Source organism: Acidimicrobiales bacterium (assembly GCA_035546775.1).
Lineage (GTDB): Bacteria > Actinomycetota > Acidimicrobiia > Acidimicrobiales > JACCXE01 > JACCXE01.
The window spans coordinates 167693-184325 of record DASZWD010000030.1 but is presented as its reverse complement, the minus strand read 5'-3'; the positions used below and the strand labels follow the sequence as shown (position 1 = coordinate 184325).

Here is a 16633-nt window from a genome sequence, read left to right as displayed (position 1 = left end):
GTCAGCCCTTGACGACGGTGAGCGTGCGGGCGTTCTCCTCCGCGTTGCCGAAGGGCACGGCGACGAAGTCGGTGGCGCCGGCGTCGCGCACGCCGTCGATGGCCTTGCGCACCGTCGCTTCGTCGCCGGCGATCACGACGTCGGCCGGGCCCGCCGCGCCCTCGCGGTCGAGCATGGCGCGATAGGAGGGCAGGCCTCCGTAGACGACGAACACCTTGCTGGCGCGCGCTTTGGCTTCGTCGACGTCGTTGGTGACCATCGTCGGCAGCGCCACCACCGTGCGCGGCGCCGGACGCCCTGCGGCTTCGGCGGCGGCGGTGATCGACGGCACGATGTGGTCACCGACCGTCGCCGGACCCGTCATCCACGTGACGGTGCCGTCGGCGACGCCGCCGGCGAGTTTGAGCATCGTCGGTGCCAGGGCGGCAAGCAGGACCGGCGGGCGTTGCGCGCCGGCGACCGAGAGCTGCCCGACGGCTTTGAGCGTCTCGCCCTGCACGTTGACCGGCTCGCCCGCCAGCAGCGGCAGGAGCGCCTGGAGGTACTCCTTCATGTGCCGCGCCGGCTTGTCGAAGGAGTAGCCGAACATGTTCTCGATCACGATCTGGTGCGACAGGCCGATGCCGAGCGCCAGCCGGTTGCCGATCGCCGCCTGGGTCGTCAGCGCCTGGCTCGCCAGCATCATCGGGTGACGCGGGTAGGTCGGGATCACCGCCGTGCCGATCTCGATGCCGGGTCCACGGTTGCCGACCGCGGCAATCGCCGTTAGGGCGTCGAAGCCGAAGATGTTCGGCAACCACGCCGAGTCGAACCCCCGCTCAGCCACATCAGCGAGTCCCTCGCCCAGCTGCTCGAGAGTCCCGTCCGCCGCCAAGAACACACCAGTACGCATGCCCACAGAACCTAAAGCAACGCGAACCGTGACGCCGCAGGGCCGACTTGTTCGGCCCGGAGGCAACGAGAGGTGAGGCCGGGTTGCGCTAGCGCCGCGAGCTCTGCTTGCGGCGCTAATTCACTCGGCCGACTCCGACGAGGTCGCTGCGGAAGGCGTTTTGGTACGAGACGACTTCGCCGGTTTCGGGGGCGTGGATCATCTTGCCGCCGCCGACGTAGATGCCGACGTGGTGGATCGAGCCGACCGACGAGCCGAAGAACACGAGGTCGCCGGGAGCGATCTCGTTGAGCGGGACTCGCGACGTTGCCGAGTACTGCGCCCGCGACGAGTGGGGCAGCGAGCGGCCACCACCGTGGGCCCACGACCACATCGTCAGGCCGGAGCAGTCGAAGCTGTCAGGACCCGCGGCGCCGTAGTGATACGGCTTGCCCAACTGCCGCTTGGCTTCGGCGACGGCACCGGCGGCCGCCGCGTTGGGGGCCGGGACGTCGACGGTGGGCGGCGTGCCGATGCCGCGGCCGCTGCGACCCCGCGAGGCGCGGGGCGCGGTCGCCGCCCGGCGGCGGGCCTGGTCGGCGGCGACAAGGCGGGCGAGGTCGCCCTTGATCTTGGACAGCAGTGCTTGCTCGGCGGCGACGGCGCTCTCGGCGGCCTTGCGCTTGGCGTTGACGGCGGCGAGGTTGCGGCGGGCCTGGTCACGCTGGCCGACCAGGGCGCTCTGCTGCTCGGCCAACTGGAGACGCGCCGCGTGCAGCGCGTCGATGGCGTCCTGCTGTCGGTTGGCCGTGGCGTGCAGGTAGTACTCGGCGCGCGCCGGATCGTCGGTACCGAGACCGACACCCGACGGCGTGATGCCGCCCTTCATGTACGCCGAGATCGACATTGCCTTGAGGGCGTCGGTCGCCGACTGCGCCTTGGCGGTCGTGCGCGCCAGATCGGCCTGGGCGTTGCGCGTCTTGTTGTCGAGATCGGTGGCCTTGACCCGGGCCTGGTTGTAGTCCTCGTCGAGGATGCTCACCCGCTCGGCGAGGCGATCCAACTCAGCGGAGATGCGCGCCGCCTCGGCCTTTTTGGACGCGACAGAGTCGGCCGACGCCAAGGGGGCGACGATCGTGCTCAACATCCCCAGCGAAAGGATGAGCGCTAGAACGGTGGCAGCCCGGCGGGCCGTTGTCTGCAACACGTTGGGGCGACACCTTATCGGGTTCACCTGCGAATTGGGGAATCTCGCAAAGCCGGACGTAGGGTTTTTTCATGGCTGAAAAGTTTCGAATTGAGCGCGATTCGTTGGGCGACGTCAAGGTCCCGGCAAAGGCCAAATGGGCTGCTCAGACCCAACGCGCCGTCGAGAACTTCCCGATCTCGGGCCTCACGATCGACCCGCTGCTGATCTCGGCGCTCGCCGCCATCAAGGGCGCGGCGGCGATGGAGAACGCCCGACTCAAGATCGTGCCCAAGGACGTGGCCAAGGCCATTTCGGACGCGGCGGACGAAATCATCGACGGCGCCTACCGTGATCAGTTCCCGATCGACGTGTACCAGACGGGTTCGGGCACGTCGTCGAACATGAACGCCAACGAGGTGCTGGCGTCGCTCGCCACCGACAAGCTGGGCAAGCCCGTCCACCCCAACGACCACGTCAACGCGTCGCAGTCCTCGAATGACGTGTTCCCCTCGTCGATCCACGTCGCCGCCACGGCGGGCCTCGTCCAGGATCTCATTCCCGCGCTCACGCACCTGGCCAAGGCACTGCGCAAGAAGGCCAAGGAGTTCGACAAGGTCGTCAAGAGCGGTCGCACCCACCTGATGGACGCCACGCCCGTCACCCTCGGCCAGGAGTTCTCCGGCTACGCGGCGTCGATCGAATACGGCATCGAGCGGATCAACGCCGCGCTGCCTCGCGTGGGCGAGTTGCCCCTCGGGGGCACCGCCGTCGGCACCGGCCTCAACTGCCCGCCGGGGTTCGCCGCCGGCGTGATCGCCCGCGTCGCCAAGCGCTACAAGGGGCTGCCGCTGTCGGAGGCCCGCGACCACTTCGAGGCCCAGGCGTCGCGCGACGCCCTGGTCGAGTGCAGCGGTGTCCTGCGCACCATCGCGGTGTCGCTGTACAAGATCGCCAACGACCTGCGCTGGATGGGCTCGGGACCGCGCACGGGTCTGATGGAGATCCACATTCCCGACCTGCAGCCCGGCTCGTCGATCATGCCGGGCAAAGTCAACCCGGTCGTGCCCGAAGCGGTGTGCCAGGTCGTGTCGCAGGTAATCGGCAACGACGCCGCGGTCGCGTTCGGCGGCAGCGCCGGGAACTTCGAGCTCAACGTGATGCTGCCGGTGATCGCCCGGAACCTGCTCGAGTCGATCCGCCTCCTGTCGTCGGTGTCGCGGACCTTCGCCGACAAGTGCATCAGTGGCATCGAGGCCAACGTCGAGCAGTGCCTGCGCCACGCGCTGTCGTCGCCCTCGGTGGGCACGTCGCTCAATCCCTACATCGGCTACGACGAGGCGGCGCGCGTCATCAAGAAGTCGTTGAAGGAAAACAAGACGTTGAAAGAAGTCGTCCTCGAGGAAGGGCTGCTCACCGAAGCCGAGGCCGACAAGGCGCTCGACGTCATGGCCCTCACCAAGGGCGGAGTCATCAAGTAGCGGCGCCCACCCGCAGCGGCGCGATGGCGACGCGCCAGTGGACGCGCGTCCACCTGGCGACGCTGGCGCTGGCCTTCGTCGCGCTGGCGGTCGTGTGCCGCGGCAAGTGGTTCTTCGGCGACGAGTGGGACTTCATCCTCTATCGCGGGTTGCACCACCCCCGCTGGGGCTTGCTGTACCCCCACAACGAGCACTGGAGCACGCTGCCGATCCTCTGGTACCGAGCCGTCTTCAGCGTTTTCGGCCTGCGCAGCTACTGGCCCTACCTTGCGGGCGTCTTCGGCCTGCACCTGCTGGCGTGTCACCTCTTGTGGCGCCTGATGCGTCGCGCCGGCGTGGGTATCGCGGTCGCCACCGGGCTGGTGACGGTGTTCGCCTTCTTCGGTGCCGGGTCCGAGAACATGACGTGGGCGTTCCAGGTCGGCTTCGTCGGCTCGCTGGTGTCGGGCATGGCGTTGCTGCTGGCGCTCGACGGCGCGCCGACGCGGCGCCGGGTGGCGCTCGTCAGTGCGGGCGCGGTGGCCTCGCTGCTGCTGTCGGGGATCTCGGTCGTCATGGTGATGGCCCTGGCGCTCGGCGCGTTCGGACGCTGGGGAGCACGCGCCGCGGCCGTTGTCGCCGCGCCGGCCGCCGCGGTCTACGTGGTGTGGTTGCGCACCGCCGGCGCCGTCGGTCTCAGCGGCGACACCAAGTCGCTGCACGGCGGCCCGGACGACATCCCCCACTACGTGTGGGGCGGGATGTCGGCCACCCTGGGCGCGCCGTTTCATAGCGACACTGTCGGCAAAGTGCTTCTGGTCGCGCTGGTGGTGGTGGCCGCGGCACGCGGCCGGTCGTGGTGGCGACGGGCGCCGGAAGTGTGCGCCCTCGCCGTGGCCGCCCCGGTGATGTTCGCCGTCATCTCTCAAGGGCGCGGCAACATCGGCATGGCGGCGGCGTCGCGTTACCTGTACTTGTGCGCCGCCTTGCTGCTGGCGTTCATCGCGTTCGCGGTGCAGCAGTTCGCCGGCCGGTCGGTGCTGCGGGTGGCGTTGGTGCTGGCCGTCAGCGTCGGACTCGCCGCGTCCGGCTGGTTGCAGTTGCGCGACAACGCCCGCGACGACCGGACCCGCGACCAGACGGTGCGCGGGCAGATGCTGGCGGCGCTCACGGTGGCGCGATCCGAGCCACGCGTCAGCAACTTCGTCGACTTCACCTACAACCACGACATCACCGTGGCGGAGATGGCGTCGCTGCGCGACCGCGGGAGGCTGCCGCGGCTGTCACCCAACCCGCGGCAGCTGGCCCAGGCGCGCCTGGCCCTGCAAGTGGCGGTCAGCCAGTCGTCGCGCCGCCCGGTCGGCGGTGTCGTCGCCGCGCTCGGACCGGACGCGACGAGCCGGCGGAGGGGCGCCTGCGACACGGTCGACCTGCGGGGCGAGAACGCCGCGCTCACGCGGACGGGTGCGACCGGCGTCGTGTCCGTGCGGCCCGGGCGCAGCGGTTCGGCCCTCATCTACGTCCCGTACCCGGGCGGATTCGCCGGGCCGCGGATCGTGCCGCTCACCGCGGGTTCCGCCGTGACGATCGCGTTCGTCGTGGCCGGTCCGCTCATCCTGCAACTCCCGGCGGGCGAGCACCAGGTCTGCGGCCTGCGTGCCGGCGCCTGAGTGCCGCGCAATAGTTCCACCACGTGAACGCCACCAAGCCGCTGCGGGTTCCCGCGATCGACGGCTTGCGCGCCGTCGCCGCGCTGGCGGTTGTCGTGTTCCACACCTGGGAGATCATCGGCGCGCCCCGCTTCGCCCACCGAGTGCTCAACGCCGCCGGCGGCGGCTACCTCGGCGTCGACATGTTCTTCGTCATCAGCGGCTTCGTCATGTTCCTGCCCTTCGCCACCGACCAGCCGTTCCGGCCCCGCGCCTATGCGCGCCGCCGCGTTGCTCGCATCCTGCCGGCGTATTACGTCTCGATCGCGGTCGTGCTGGCCGTGTGGTCGTTCGCGCTGCACCAGCCGCCGAGCACGCACCATCCCCTCACGACGGGCGACGGCGTGTTCCAGGTGGCGATGCACCTCGTCATGGCGCAGGCGCTGGTGTTGCCAATCGTGCACGCCACCTTCGGTCTGGGCATCGACGGCGCGTGGTGGACACTGACGTGGGAAGCGATGTACTACGGCGTGTTGCCGGAGATCGCGCGTCGGTTCCGCCAGGCGCCGACCGCGTACACGATCGGCGCGCTGGTCGTCGCCACCGCGACGCGCATCGTGGCGTTCCGCGCAGCATCAGTGATGCACCACCTGCCCGAGGCCGTGCAGTTGTTCGTGCGGGCGATGGCCGAAGGCATCATCGGCTACGGCGGTCATTTCGCCGTCGGGATGCTCGTGGCGTGGACTGTCGCGCGCCGAGCAGCACCCCGACGCTGGACCGCGTTCTTGCTCGCCGCCGGCGGCTTCGCCGTCACGGCGGCCGTCTGGTTGTGGCTCGGCGATCTGGCGGCGCGCGATCACGCGGTGCAGCCGAGGTGGATGGCGTACTTCGTCGGCCGTCCGGTGTTGGCGGTCGGCTTCGGTGCGTTTCTGTTCGGTGCCGCGCATCTGGAGCGGGCCAATGCGCTGCTCGGGAGCCGCCCGCTCAAGTGGATCGGCGACCGGTCCTACGGCGTGTACCTGTTCCACAGCATCGCCATCGCCCTGCTCTACAACGGCGTCTTGCACTCGCAACCGACGGCGGCGGGGCTGCTGCGCGGCCTGGCCGTGATCGTCCCGATCGCGCTCGTGGCCGGCGCGATCAGCTACCGCTGGGTCGAGCAGCCGGCGATCCGTTGGGCCCGGCGGCGGGAGACGGCGACCGACCGCGCCCGGCACCGCGTCGAGGACGCCGCCGCGCCCTGAGACGGGCTCGTCAGCGCGCCGGGAACGGTGCGGGGTCGCCGTCGCGCTCGACGACCGTCGAGCTCCAGCTCATGACCTCGGCGAGGTGGTCGACGACCTTCTGCCATTCCTCGGGGAACCAGCCTTCGGCCTTGCCCTCGACGGTGCCGTCCATGGCGATATGGGCAAACGCGGGCAGCTTGTCGAAGCCCATTCCCCGGATCGCCTCGCGCTCGGGGTCGGCGAAGGTGAGCAGGGTGTTCACCCAGGGGCCGAGGAACAGGCGGCACTCGTCGGGCGTCGCCGGCAGCAACAGGGCCACGCGCACGTCGGCCTGGCTGAAATGCGTCAGCACCCGGGTGGCGATCGGCAGGATCCACGCACCTTCTTGCGTGAAGGGATCGAGCGCCACGACGGCCATGTGGAAGGTCGTGAGGAACTCTTCGAGCGTGCGCGCCCGTCCCGTCAACGGGGCCAGCGTTACGTCGGTGGAAATCGTCGTCGCCACGAGCACGAAAACGTAGTGGCACGCCTACGCTGGAAGCGAGATGAGCGAGTGGAGCGAGCGAATCAACGGAACTGCGGCCAAGCCATTGGCTGCGCCCGCAGGGCGCTGAACAATGGCACACCCGATCGAGAGGCTGCGGTGGGCGGCGCGCAATGACGGCGATGGTCCGCGGCTGGCGGGGTTGACCGCGGCGCGGGCCCTCGGTGGCTTCGTCGGCGACCCCGCCGGTCTCGTCACCGCCTGCCGCCGGCTCGTGCAGCGCCAGCCGGCGATGGGCCCGGTGTGGTGGGTGACGGCCCGGATGCTCGTCACGCCCGACCATGCCCACGTCGAGGCGGACCTGATCGAAGACTTGCTGGTCGAGGACCCGACCGGCGAGGAGGTCGCCTACTTCCTCGACGGGCTGATCCCGGGCGAGTCCACGATCCTGCTGGTCGGCCCGCCGTGGTATTCGGGCGACGCCTTGACGCGGCGCGGCGACATCACCGTGCTCGCCGTCGACACGCCGGTGGGCTACGGGCTGGCGCGCGCCCTCGAGCGCGCCGACGTGGACGCCATCGGCGTGCGCGACTCGGGTATTGGCGCCGCGGCCGCGGCGGCGGACGTCGTCATGATCGACGCCACCGCCGTCGGTCCCGACGGCGTCATCGCCGCGAGCGGGTCACGCGCCGCGGCCGCGGTCGGCCGCGCTGCCGGCCGCCACGTCGTGGTCGCGGCGGGCGAGGCGACCGTGCTGCCGGCGCGTATGTGGGAGGCGCTGGGCGCAGCCGTCGACGCCGACGACGACGCCTGGGATGCGGACTACGAGTTCGTGCCGCTGTCGTTGATCGAGACGATCGTCGGCCCGACCGGCGCCATGGACCCGGGCCGCGCCGTCACCCGCGCCGACTGCCCGATCGCGGCAGAACTGCTCCGCCCGCTCCGCTAGAACTGCGCCATGAGCGAGACCGTTTCCTTTCCGTCCAACGGCGACAACGCGAGCGGCTACCTCGCCCTTCCGGCGAGCGGGTCGGGCCCGGGCGTGCTCGTGATCCAGGAGTGGTGGGGGCTGAACCCCCAGATCAAGGGCATGGCCGACCGCCTCGCCGGTGAAGGCTTCGTCGCGCTCGCCCCGGACCTGTACCACGGCGAGTTGGCCGAGCACGACGAGATGGACAAGGCGAGCCACCTCATGTCGACGCTCGACCAGGCGCGGGCCGTGCGCGACATGGAGGGCGCCGTCGACTACCTCCAGGGCCGCAACGAGACCACCAGCAGCAAGGTCGGTGTGATCGGGTTCTGCATGGGCGGGATGCTCTCGCTCATGCTCGGCGCCGAGTACGGCGCCAAGATCGGCGCCGTCGTCCCGTTCTACGGCGCCCCGGTGTTCGGCAATGCCCCCGACTGGAACGGCCTCACTGCGCCGGTCAAGGGCCACTACGCCGAGAACGACGACTTCTTCGGGCCCGACAAGATCAACGCGCTGCAGGACGAGCTGCGGGGTCTCGGTAAGGACGTCTCCTTCACGATTCACCCGGGCACCGGTCACGCCTTCGCCAACGAGACCAACGCCTTGGGCACCTACAACCACGACGTCGCCGAGCAGTGCCTCGCCGACGCGTTCGCTTTCCTGAAGCAGAACCTCTCGTCGTAGGCTCTGCGCATGTCCGCACGTTCCCGCGACCTGCCCCGCCGTAGCTGCCTTTCGGTTCCCGGATCGAGCGAGAAGTTCCTCGCCAAGGGCCCGACGATCAACGCTGACATGACGTTCCTCGACCTCGAGGACGCCGTGGCGCCGCTGGAGAAGGTCGACGCCCGCGCCAAGGTCGTCGATGCCATCAAGAACCTCGACTGGGGCGACCGCGTGCTGTGCGTGCGCGTCAACGCCTGGGACACCATCTGGACCTACGGCGACGTGATCGAGGTCGTGGGGAACGCGGGGGAGCGTCTCGACGAGATCATGCTGCCGAAGGTCAACACGGCGGCCGAGGTCGTCGCCCTCGACCTGCTGCTCACGCAGGTCGAAAAGAACAGCGGGCTGCCCCTTGGTCACATCGGCATCGAGGCCCAGATCGAAACGGCGCAGGGCCTCATCAACGTCGAAGAGATCTGCAAGGCGTCGCCCCGTCTCGAGACGATCATCCTCGGTCCCGTCGACTTCTCGGCGTCGATGGAGATGCCCTCGCTCGCCGGCGGTCTCCAGATCCCCGAGTATCCGGGCGACTACTTCCACTACGTGTTCATGAAGATCCTCATGGCCGGGCGCGCTGCTGGCCTCCAGGTGATCGACGGCCCGTACGTGAAGGTGCGCGACAGCGAGGGCTTCAAGGACTACGCCACCCGCACGCAGATCCTCGGCTTCGACGGCAAGTGGGCGCTGCACCCCGACCAGGTCGAGATCCTCAACGACTTGTTCTCGGGCACGCAGGAGCAGTTCGACAAGGCATGGGACGTGCTCGACGCCTACGAGAAGGCCACTACCACCGGCGACCGCAAGGGCGCGGTGATGTTCGGCGACGAGATGATCGACGAAGCCAGCCGCAAGGTCGCGGTCAAGTTGGTGGCCCGCGGCAAGCGCGCCGGCCGCACCCGCACCCCCGGCTAACGACTTCTGTGAAGGGTTGCCCGCCCATAGGGCGGGAAACCCTTCACAGAAGTGCGGGGAGGGCTACTTGACCGAGGCGTCGAAGATCGCCTGGATCGACGCGTCGAGGGCCTTGTCGAACTCTTGGTCGCTCTGCTGGGCCGTGAGACCCTCGGTCAACGCGCGGGAGAACGACGCGATCACGCCGGGGTTCTTGGCCAGCTTCTCGCACGCCTCGGCGCGGGTGTAGCCGCCCGAGAGGGCGACGACCTTGACCACCTTCGGGTGGTTGACGAGGTCGCTGTAGAAACCGTCTTCGGATGGCAGCGTGAGCTTGAACATCACGTGCTGGTCGGCGGACAGGTCGTCGAGGCCGGCGAGCAGCGCCGCCTTCAGCTGCGCCTCGGCTTCGGCCTTGTTGGGCGCCTTGATGTTGACCTCGGGTTCGAGGATGGGCACGAGGCCGTGCGACAGGACCTGCTTGCCGACCTCAAACTGCTGCGCCGCGATCGCCTGCACGCCTGTCTCGTTGGCGTCGTTGATGACCGAGCGCTCCTTCGTGCCGAAGATGCCCTTGGCCACGCCGCGCTCGAGCAGCGCGTCGAGGTCGGGCATGGCCTTCATCAGCTGCACGTTGTCGGCTTCGTCGGCGAGGCCTTTGTCGATCTTCAAAAACGGCACGACGCCCTTCTTCGACCACAGGTACTCCGCGGTGTCCATGCCCGAGATCTGGCGGTCCATCGTCATCTCGAACAGGATCGCCCCGAGGATGCGGTCGCCGTTGAACGACGGGCTCTCGATGATCCGAGAACGCATCTCGTGGATCTTGTCGAACATCTCGGCCTCCCCCGAGTACTCCGACTCTTCGATGCCGTAGAGCCTGAGGGCCTTGGGAGTCGACCCGCCGGACTGGTCGAGGGCGGCGATGAAGCCACGGCCGGCGCGGACCTTGTCGAGCTGTTCCTGGTTCATATGAGTGCCTTTCTTAGTTCCGTCTGTGAGCTGTTCGCTCAACGCCCGCGTACCTGCCGCAGGGTCCTTCCGATGTCGAGGAGGTGGTGATCGACTTCGTGCTGCACGTTGCGTGCCATCCAGTCGATGGTGAACTTCATGTCGTCGCGCATCCAGTAGCGATCCCAACCGTCGTCGGGTACGGCGGCGAACGCCGCGCTCAACTCGGCAGCGGCGGCGTCGATCTCGTCGGCGACCGCCGCCGGATCCTGCTCGTTATAGCGCCTGCTCAACGCCGCCTTGTCACGCGCCAGCGCCTGGAACTCGGGCGGGTTGCCGGCGACGGTGGCGGGCACGCGCTCGATGTTGATGCGCAGCGCGTCGCGCACGTGGCAGGCATATTCGAGCGCCGACCACATGTCGGGCACGGGTCGCGCGCGCAGGACGGCGTCGAGGTCCTCGTCCTTCAGGCCGCGGGTGAGAGGAGCGCGCAGGCGCTTACCCGTCTTGGCGATGGACTCCGCCACCGAGTGCGGGTCGAAGTCGTCGAACGCGAAGCCGCATTCGGCGCACGTCCAGCCCGGACGTGGGACGTCCCAGTCGCCGACGCCCATTAGGACGCCGCAGCCTCGGTGAGGCGGCGGGCGATCACCTTGAGGGCGAGCGTTTCGTCGGCGCCCTCGAAGATCGACAGCACGCGGGCGTCGACGAAGTAGCGGCTGACGGGGAACTCCTCGGCGTAACCCATGCCGCCGTGGATCTGCAGGGCTTCGCGCGTCACCCACTCGGCGGCGCGGCACACGTAGGCCTTGACGAGGCTGGCCTCCATCGAGCCCTCGCCCTTGGCCATCAGGTGGGCGACGTGATAACTGAACTGGCGGGCGGCCTGGATGATCGCCGCCATCTTGGTGAGCTTGGCGCGCGTGAGTTGGTAGTTGACGATCGGCTCGCCGAACACGACGCGGTTGCTCGCGTAGTCGAGCGCCGCTTCGTAGGCGGCCTGCATCACGCCGATGGCGCGCGCCGCGGTTTGCAGGCGGCCGTTCTCGAAGCCGGCCATCTGCATGTAGAAGCCCTTGCCCAACCCGTCGTCGAGGCCGATGAGGTTGGCGGCCGGAACGAGCCAGTTCTCGAAGGCGAGTTCGTAGGAGTGCATGCCGCGGTAGCCGAGGGTGTCGATCGGGCGGCCTTCGAGCTTGCCGCCGCCGTCCTGGGTGAGGAGGAAGCCGTGGCCGTCGCCGCGTTCCTTCGGCGAAATCAGCAGCGACAGGCCGCGGTGGCCCGAGTCGGGGGTTCCGGTGCGCACGAGCAGCATCAGCACGTCGGCGCGCGCCGCGAACGTGCACCACGTCTTGACGCCGTTGACGACATAGTCGTCGCCGTCGCGTACCGCGGTGACCTTGACGCCGGCGACGTCGGAGCCGAAGTCGGGCTCGGTGACGGCCACCGCGTTCATGACTTCACCCGTCGCCAGCTTGGGCAGCCACTCGGCCTTCTGTTCCTCGGTGCCGCCCTTGAGGAGTGCACGCGTGAGGATTTCGGGTCGCGTGATGAGGCTGCCGCCCACGCCGAGGCTGCCCCGCGACAACTCCTCGGTGGCCACCACCATCGAGACGTACTCGTCGTCGCTTCCTGTCGCCCAGCCGCCGTACTGCTCGGGGACGGACAGGCCGAACGTGCCGAGCTCGGCGAGGCCACTGATGATGTCTTCGGGGATATCGCTGTTGGTCCGGTGGATGTGCTCGGCGACGGGGCGGACCTTGTCCTCGGCGAACCGGCGGAACGTGTCGGCGACGAGTTGCATGTCGTCGCCCAGGTGCCGCGGGCCTTCCTCGCCGCACAGCGACGCCATGAACTCGGGATCGCGGCCGGCGGCGGTGAGCCGCAGGGCCTTGTCGAGCGCGCCCGGCTCGACGCCCCACGCCGCCTCACGACCGGTGACCCGCGACGCCACGTCGTGGATGGCGTCGGCGACGAAGGCCGCCGCCAGCCGCGCTTCGACGTCCCCGCGGTCGCCGTAGTCGGCTGCGCCCCGGGCGCAGGCGACCGCGGCGGCGGCGTGGGCCAAGTCGTACGCCACGACCTGGTGGGCGTCGACGCCGCCGTTACCGGCGATGCGCCGGGCACACGCGTCCACGAGCGATTGCGCGTCCCCCAACGCGGCGCGGGCCTCATCCATCGAAAAAGGGGCTGGCATGCCCGCAATCCTACGTTTGGGACGCGCGGGCCCCACCATTAGCTTGGCTGGCATGACGACGTACGACAGGCCGTTTGGGCGGTACCTCGAGGACTTCGAGGTGGGCGACATCTACAAGCACTGGCCCGGCAAGACGATCACCGAATACGACGATCACCTCTTCTGCATGATCACGATGAATCACCACCCGCTGCACACCAACGTGTGGTTCGCCGAGAACGAGACGGTGCACGGCAAGAACGTCGTCGTCGGCAACCTCGTGTATTCACTCGTGCTCGGCATGTCGGTGCCCGACGTGTCCGGCGCGGCGATCGCGAATCTCGAGATCGAGTCGCTGACCCACAAGAAGCCGACGTTCCACGGCGACACCATCTACGCCGAGACGCGCGTGCTCGACAAGGTCGAGTCGTCCTCCAAGCCCGACCGCGGCATCGTCACCGTCGAAACCAAGGGCTTCAACCAGCACGGCGACGAGGTCTGCTACTTCCGCCGCAAGGTCATGGTGTGGAAGAAGGACGCCGCTCCGGTGCGCCGGCGTCCCTACGGTGACGACGTCTGGTCGAGTTAAGCCGTCACCCAGTCGACGACGAGTTTGTTGACCAGGTCGGGCCGCTCGACCTGAAGGAAGTGACCGCAGTCGTCGAGCACCTCGACGCGTGATTCGGGGGACAGGAACGTCGCGGCGGTCGTCGTGAGGTCGACGCCGAGGCAGCCGTCGTCGCGGCCGTGGAGGTACAACAGCGGTTGCGGGGGGACGCCCTGCGTGCCGGGATGGTCCGTGCTCCCGAGCATGGCGCGGTAGTAACCGATGGCGGCGGCGAGGTTTGCCGGATCGCGCAGAGCGTCCTTGACCGCGGGGATGTGTGCCGAGCCGTCGAAGCCGGGGGACCACTCGGCCCACAGGCCGTCGATGAACTCGAGGTCGTTCACCCCGACGGCCATCTCGGCCATCGGGCTCTGGAAGAAGAACATGTACCAACTGCGCCGCAGCTGCTTGAACGACAGGAAGCCGGCGCCCAGGGCCGGCGCCGGTGGCACCGCCATGGTGACGACACGCCGCCACCGATCGGGGGCGACGACAGCGGTGCCGTAGGTGGTGATCGCACCCCAGTCATGACCGATGATCACGGCGCGCCCGTCGCCCCCGAGGGCCTCGTGCAACGCGTTGGCGTCCTGCTCGAGCATGCCGACGCCGTAGATACCGTCGGGGGGTACCTGCGTCGGCGCGTAGCCGCGCATCCACGGCGCCACGGCGTGAAAGCCGGCGTCGGCAAGGGCGGCGAGCAGCGGGTTCCAGGTGGGGGCGGCGTCGGGGAACCCGTGCAGGCACAACGCCAGCGGCCCGTCGGCGGGACCCGCTTCGAGGTAGGCGAATGCGAGTCCGTTGGCATCGATCGTCGGCATGGGCGGCGAGCGTAGCGAGCGCCCCAAAGAGGCAGGGCGGGTGGGCGGGCGGCGAGCGTAGCGAGCGCCCCAAAGAGGCAGGGCGGGCGGGCGGGCGCCAAAGTATTCGCCGTGCCGGTTCACGTGTCAGCCGAAGAGGGCTACGCCCACGTCGGGCCGACGTACGAAAGGGGTCGGCCCGAGTACCCGCCCGACGCCGTCGCCTTCCTGTTGCAGCGCCTCGGCGGCGAGCGCGTGGTCGACTTGGCCGCCGGGACCGGCAAGTTCACCCGCGCGTTGCTTAACGCCGGCGTCACCCCGGTGGCGGTCGAGCCGGTGGCGCACATGCGGGCGACGCTGGCCGAGCAGAACCTCGGCGTCGAGATCGTCGACGGCACCGCCGAGTCGATGCCGTTGGCCGACAACGCGGTCGACGCGGTTGTGGCGGCGCAAGCGTTCCACTGGTTCGACGGGGCCGCGGCGCTGCGCGAGATCGGTCGCGTCCTGCGGCCGTTGGGCGGGCTCGGTCTCGTTTGGAACGGTCAGGACCGCAGTATCGACTGGGTCGACGCGATTTGGGAGCAGGTCGACGCGGCCCGCGACGACACGCCGAGCGCGTGGTCCTACGCCTGGCGCGCCGCCTTCGACGACGCGTCGGGATTCGGTCCGCTCCGCACCGCCACGTTCCGCCACGACCATCCGACCGACCGCGACGGGCTCGTCGCCCGGGTGACGTCGATCAGCTTCGTTGCCCGCGGTCCCGCCGAACAGCGCGAGCGACTGGTGCGCCACGTGCTCGCGGTGTGCGACGAGGCGGGACTGCCGGAGCGTTTCGCGTTGCCGTACAACTGCTACGTCCACTGGTGTCGGCGCACCGCCTGATCGCGTGGGCCGCGGTCAACGGTCGCGACCTGCCGTGGCGCCACACCCGCGACCCGTGGGCGATCCTTGTCAGCGAGGTGATGCTCCAGCAGACGCAGGTGGCGCGGGTAGTTCCGGTCTGGCGGGCCTTCCTCGAACGGTTCCCGACGGCGCCGGCGTGCGCGGCGGCGCCGCAGTCCGACGTCGTAACCGCGTGGCGGGGCATGGGGTACAACCGCCGCGCCGTCAGCCTGCATCGCTGCGCCATCGCCGTGACGGCCGACCACGCCGGCCGCGTGCCCGACGACCTCGACGCGCTTTTGGCGCTGCCCGGGATCGGCGCCTACACCGCACGCGCCGTCCTCGCCTTCGCCTACGAGCGCGCGGTGGGTGTCCTCGACGTGAACGCGGCGCGAGTGCACGCTCGCTTGGCCGGCGCGCCCGTCGACCAGACGACCGCCGACGCGGCGGCGCCCAGCGGCCAGGCGTGGGCGTGGAATCAGGCCATCCTCGACCTCGGCGCCACAATCTGCACGAAGCGCCAACCGCGTTGCGGTGACTGCCCGTTGTCCGACGACTGCGCGTGGCATCGCGCCGGACCCGACCCGGCGCCGGCCCGAACGCGGCAGTCGAAGTTCGAAGGCTCGGACCGCCAGGGACGAGGCCGTCTCGTCGACGCGCTCCGGCTGGGCGCGGTGTCCGCCGACCCCGCCGACCTGGCCGAGATCATGGGTTGGCCGGGGGACACAAAGCGGGCACAGCGCGTCGCGTTGTCCGTCGTGGCTGACGGCCTGGCAGACTGGGCAGACAATTCACTGACGCTTTGCTTGCGTCAGTAGCTGTGACCTTGGTCACACCTGGAGCATCGAATGCACGAAGCAGTAACCTGCCCGCAAGAGAAGGACTGATTGGGGGGGAGCAGCGCTGAAAGTCTCGTTCCACGGCGTACGCGGCAGCTGCCCATGCCCTAGCGACGACAACGTCCGCTACGGAGGAAACACCGCGTCTGTCGCCGTAGAAGTCCACGGGGAAAACCCGATCCTGTTCGATCTCGGGACCGGATTGCGCCTGCTGGGCCAGTCGATGCCGATCACGCCGTTCGTGGCGTCCGCGCTCGTAACCCATATCCACTGGGACCACGTCCAGGGTCTGCCGTTCTTCCCGCAGATCCACGTGCCCGGCAACCGCCTCGACATCTACGGCCCGCATCAGGCCGACGGCACGCTGGCGGAGGTCTTCGGCGGGCTGATGAAGCCGCCGTACTTCCCGATCCACTTCAGCGAGCTCCAAGGCGACGTCAACTTCATCGACGTGACGTCGGAGGAAATGGCGATCGGCAACGCCAAGGTGCTGGTGCGGCCGGTGCCCCACGTCGGGCCGACCGTCGGGTACCGCCTCGACTGGGACGGCGCCAGCATCGCCTACATCAGCGACCACCAGGCGCCGTACTCGACGGTCAACGACACGCCCACGCCGACGAACCACATCGACGCCGGCGTGCTCGAGTTGTGCGACGGCGTCGACATGCTGATCCACGACGCGCAGTACACGCCCGCCGAGTTCGCGCAGAAGTCCTATTGGGGTCACTGCACGATCGACTACGCGCTCATGCTCGCCAAGCGCGCCGGCGTGCAGGCTCTCGCCATGTTCCACCACGATCCCGGCCACAGCGACGAACGCATGGACCAGCTGATCGAGGACGCGAAGTGCAAGGGCCTCGCCATGGGGATCCCCGAAGTCGTCGGCACCTACGAAGGTCTCGTCATCGACCTGTAGCGTCA

Annotated in this window: 17 protein-coding genes; 10 read left to right on the top strand and 7 right to left on the bottom strand. The window is 69.1% G+C overall.

Annotation, left to right across the window (positions count from 1 at the left end; all coding sequences use genetic code 11):
• Nucleotide 1: 1 nt before the first annotated feature.
• Complete coding sequence (locus VHC63_06725; GenBank protein ID HVV36282.1) at nucleotides 2–892, bottom strand: LLM class F420-dependent oxidoreductase; 891 nt, start codon at nucleotides 890–892, stop codon at nucleotides 2–4.
• 115 nt (nucleotides 893–1007) lie between these two features.
• A complete protein-coding gene (locus VHC63_06720) occupies nucleotides 1008–2015 on the bottom strand; it encodes an NlpC/P60 family protein (protein HVV36281.1) in 1008 nt (335 codons plus the stop codon).
• A 134-nt stretch (nucleotides 2016–2149) separates the two neighbouring features.
• Here VHC63_06720 and VHC63_06715 point away from each other — a divergent pair, with 134 nt between their 5' ends.
• From VHC63_06715 to VHC63_06705, 3 genes are read left to right on the top strand one after another with little or no spacing between them, the layout of a single operon-like run.
• Nucleotides 2150–3538 carry a class II fumarate hydratase gene (locus tag VHC63_06715; GenBank protein ID HVV36280.1) on the top strand — a complete coding sequence of 463 codons (1389 nt, stop codon included), beginning with the start codon at nucleotides 2150–2152 and terminating at the stop codon, nucleotides 3536–3538.
• 23 nt (nucleotides 3539–3561) lie between these two features.
• The gene (locus VHC63_06710; GenBank protein ID HVV36279.1) at nucleotides 3562–5187 is read left to right on the top strand and encodes a hypothetical protein; all 1626 of its coding nucleotides are present in this window, start codon (nucleotides 3562–3564) and stop codon (nucleotides 5185–5187) included.
• Between the two features lie 23 nt (nucleotides 5188–5210).
• Nucleotides 5211–6410, top strand: coding sequence for an acyltransferase (locus tag VHC63_06705; GenBank protein HVV36278.1), 1200 nt, complete (start codon nucleotides 5211–5213; stop codon nucleotides 6408–6410).
• Between the two features lie 10 nt (nucleotides 6411–6420).
• Here VHC63_06705 and VHC63_06700 read toward each other — a convergent pair whose 3' ends face one another.
• A complete protein-coding gene (locus VHC63_06700; GenBank protein ID HVV36277.1) occupies nucleotides 6421–6897 on the bottom strand; it encodes a hypothetical protein in 477 nt (158 codons plus the stop codon).
• 112 nt (nucleotides 6898–7009) lie between these two features.
• Here VHC63_06700 and VHC63_06695 point away from each other — a divergent pair, with 112 nt between their 5' ends.
• The 3 genes from VHC63_06695 to VHC63_06685 are packed head-to-tail and all read left to right on the top strand — an operon-like array spanning nucleotide 7010 to nucleotide 9481.
• Nucleotides 7010–7825, top strand: coding sequence for a hypothetical protein (locus VHC63_06695; GenBank protein HVV36276.1), 816 nt, complete (start codon nucleotides 7010–7012; stop codon nucleotides 7823–7825).
• A 9-nt stretch (nucleotides 7826–7834) separates the two neighbouring features.
• Entirely contained in the window at nucleotides 7835–8530 is a 696-nt protein-coding gene (locus VHC63_06690; GenBank protein HVV36275.1) for a dienelactone hydrolase family protein, read from the top strand.
• A 9-nt stretch (nucleotides 8531–8539) separates the two neighbouring features.
• Nucleotides 8540–9481, top strand: coding sequence for a CoA ester lyase (locus VHC63_06685; GenBank protein ID HVV36274.1), 942 nt, complete (start codon nucleotides 8540–8542; stop codon nucleotides 9479–9481).
• A 63-nt stretch (nucleotides 9482–9544) separates the two neighbouring features.
• Here VHC63_06685 and VHC63_06680 read toward each other — a convergent pair whose 3' ends face one another.
• Genes VHC63_06680 through VHC63_06670 form a run of 3 tightly spaced genes read right to left on the bottom strand, consistent with a single transcriptional unit; the run spans nucleotide 9545 to nucleotide 12608 of the window.
• Nucleotides 9545–10432, bottom strand: coding sequence for a fructose bisphosphate aldolase (locus VHC63_06680; GenBank protein HVV36273.1), 888 nt, complete (start codon nucleotides 10430–10432; stop codon nucleotides 9545–9547).
• 38 nt (nucleotides 10433–10470) lie between these two features.
• Entirely contained in the window at nucleotides 10471–11025 is a 555-nt protein-coding gene (locus VHC63_06675; protein HVV36272.1) for a DinB family protein, read from the bottom strand.
• Nucleotides 11025–12608 (bottom strand): acyl-CoA dehydrogenase family protein, encoded by a 1584-nt coding sequence (locus VHC63_06670; GenBank protein HVV36271.1) that lies wholly within the window; start codon nucleotides 12606–12608, stop codon nucleotides 11025–11027. Before VHC63_06670 ends, VHC63_06675 begins: the two co-directional genes overlap by 1 nt.
• Before the next feature lie 52 nt (nucleotides 12609–12660).
• Here VHC63_06670 and VHC63_06665 point away from each other — a divergent pair, with 52 nt between their 5' ends.
• A complete protein-coding gene (locus VHC63_06665) occupies nucleotides 12661–13176 on the top strand; it encodes a MaoC family dehydratase (GenBank protein ID HVV36270.1) in 516 nt (171 codons plus the stop codon).
• Here the strand turns inward: VHC63_06665 and VHC63_06660 are convergent.
• Complete coding sequence (locus VHC63_06660) at nucleotides 13173–14012, bottom strand: alpha/beta hydrolase (GenBank protein HVV36269.1); 840 nt, start codon at nucleotides 14010–14012, stop codon at nucleotides 13173–13175. The genes VHC63_06665 and VHC63_06660 overlap by 4 nt on opposite strands.
• Nucleotides 14013–14123: 111 nt before the next feature.
• Here VHC63_06660 and VHC63_06655 point away from each other — a divergent pair, with 111 nt between their 5' ends.
• The 3 genes from VHC63_06655 to VHC63_06645 all read left to right on the top strand — a co-directional run bounded on the left by VHC63_06655 (nucleotide 14124) and on the right by VHC63_06645 (nucleotide 16628).
• Nucleotides 14124–14873, top strand: a complete 750-nt coding sequence (locus VHC63_06655) for a class I SAM-dependent methyltransferase (protein HVV36268.1) — start codon at nucleotides 14124–14126, stop codon at nucleotides 14871–14873.
• A complete protein-coding gene (locus VHC63_06650; protein ID HVV36267.1) occupies nucleotides 14855–15691 on the top strand; it encodes an A/G-specific adenine glycosylase in 837 nt (278 codons plus the stop codon). Before VHC63_06655 ends, VHC63_06650 begins: the two co-directional genes overlap by 19 nt.
• An 85-nt stretch (nucleotides 15692–15776) precedes the next feature.
• Nucleotides 15777–16628, top strand: coding sequence for an MBL fold metallo-hydrolase (locus VHC63_06645; protein ID HVV36266.1), 852 nt, complete (start codon nucleotides 15777–15779; stop codon nucleotides 16626–16628).
• Nucleotides 16629–16633: the final 5 nt, after the last annotated feature.

Coding starts and splice junctions, on each gene's coding strand:
- VHC63_06725 (HVV36282.1), bottom strand. CDS start 892: ATGCGTACTGGTGTGTTCTTGGCGGCGGACGGGACTCTCGAGCAGCTG.
- VHC63_06715 (HVV36280.1), top strand. CDS start 2,150: ATGGCTGAAAAGTTTCGAATTGAGCGCGATTCGTTGGGCGACGTCAAG.
- VHC63_06710 (HVV36279.1), top strand. CDS start 3,562: ATGGCGACGCGCCAGTGGACGCGCGTCCACCTGGCGACGCTGGCGCTG.
- VHC63_06695 (HVV36276.1), top strand. CDS start 7,010: ATGGCACACCCGATCGAGAGGCTGCGGTGGGCGGCGCGCAATGACGGC.
- VHC63_06690 (HVV36275.1), top strand. CDS start 7,835: ATGAGCGAGACCGTTTCCTTTCCGTCCAACGGCGACAACGCGAGCGGC.
- VHC63_06685 (HVV36274.1), top strand. CDS start 8,540: ATGTCCGCACGTTCCCGCGACCTGCCCCGCCGTAGCTGCCTTTCGGTT.
- VHC63_06680 (HVV36273.1), bottom strand. CDS start 10,432: ATGAACCAGGAACAGCTCGACAAGGTCCGCGCCGGCCGTGGCTTCATC.
- VHC63_06675 (HVV36272.1), bottom strand. CDS start 11,025: ATGGGCGTCGGCGACTGGGACGTCCCACGTCCGGGCTGGACGTGCGCC.
- VHC63_06670 (HVV36271.1), bottom strand. CDS start 12,608: ATGCCAGCCCCTTTTTCGATGGATGAGGCCCGCGCCGCGTTGGGGGAC.
- VHC63_06665 (HVV36270.1), top strand. CDS start 12,661: ATGACGACGTACGACAGGCCGTTTGGGCGGTACCTCGAGGACTTCGAG.
- VHC63_06660 (HVV36269.1), bottom strand. CDS start 14,012: ATGCCGACGATCGATGCCAACGGACTCGCATTCGCCTACCTCGAAGCG.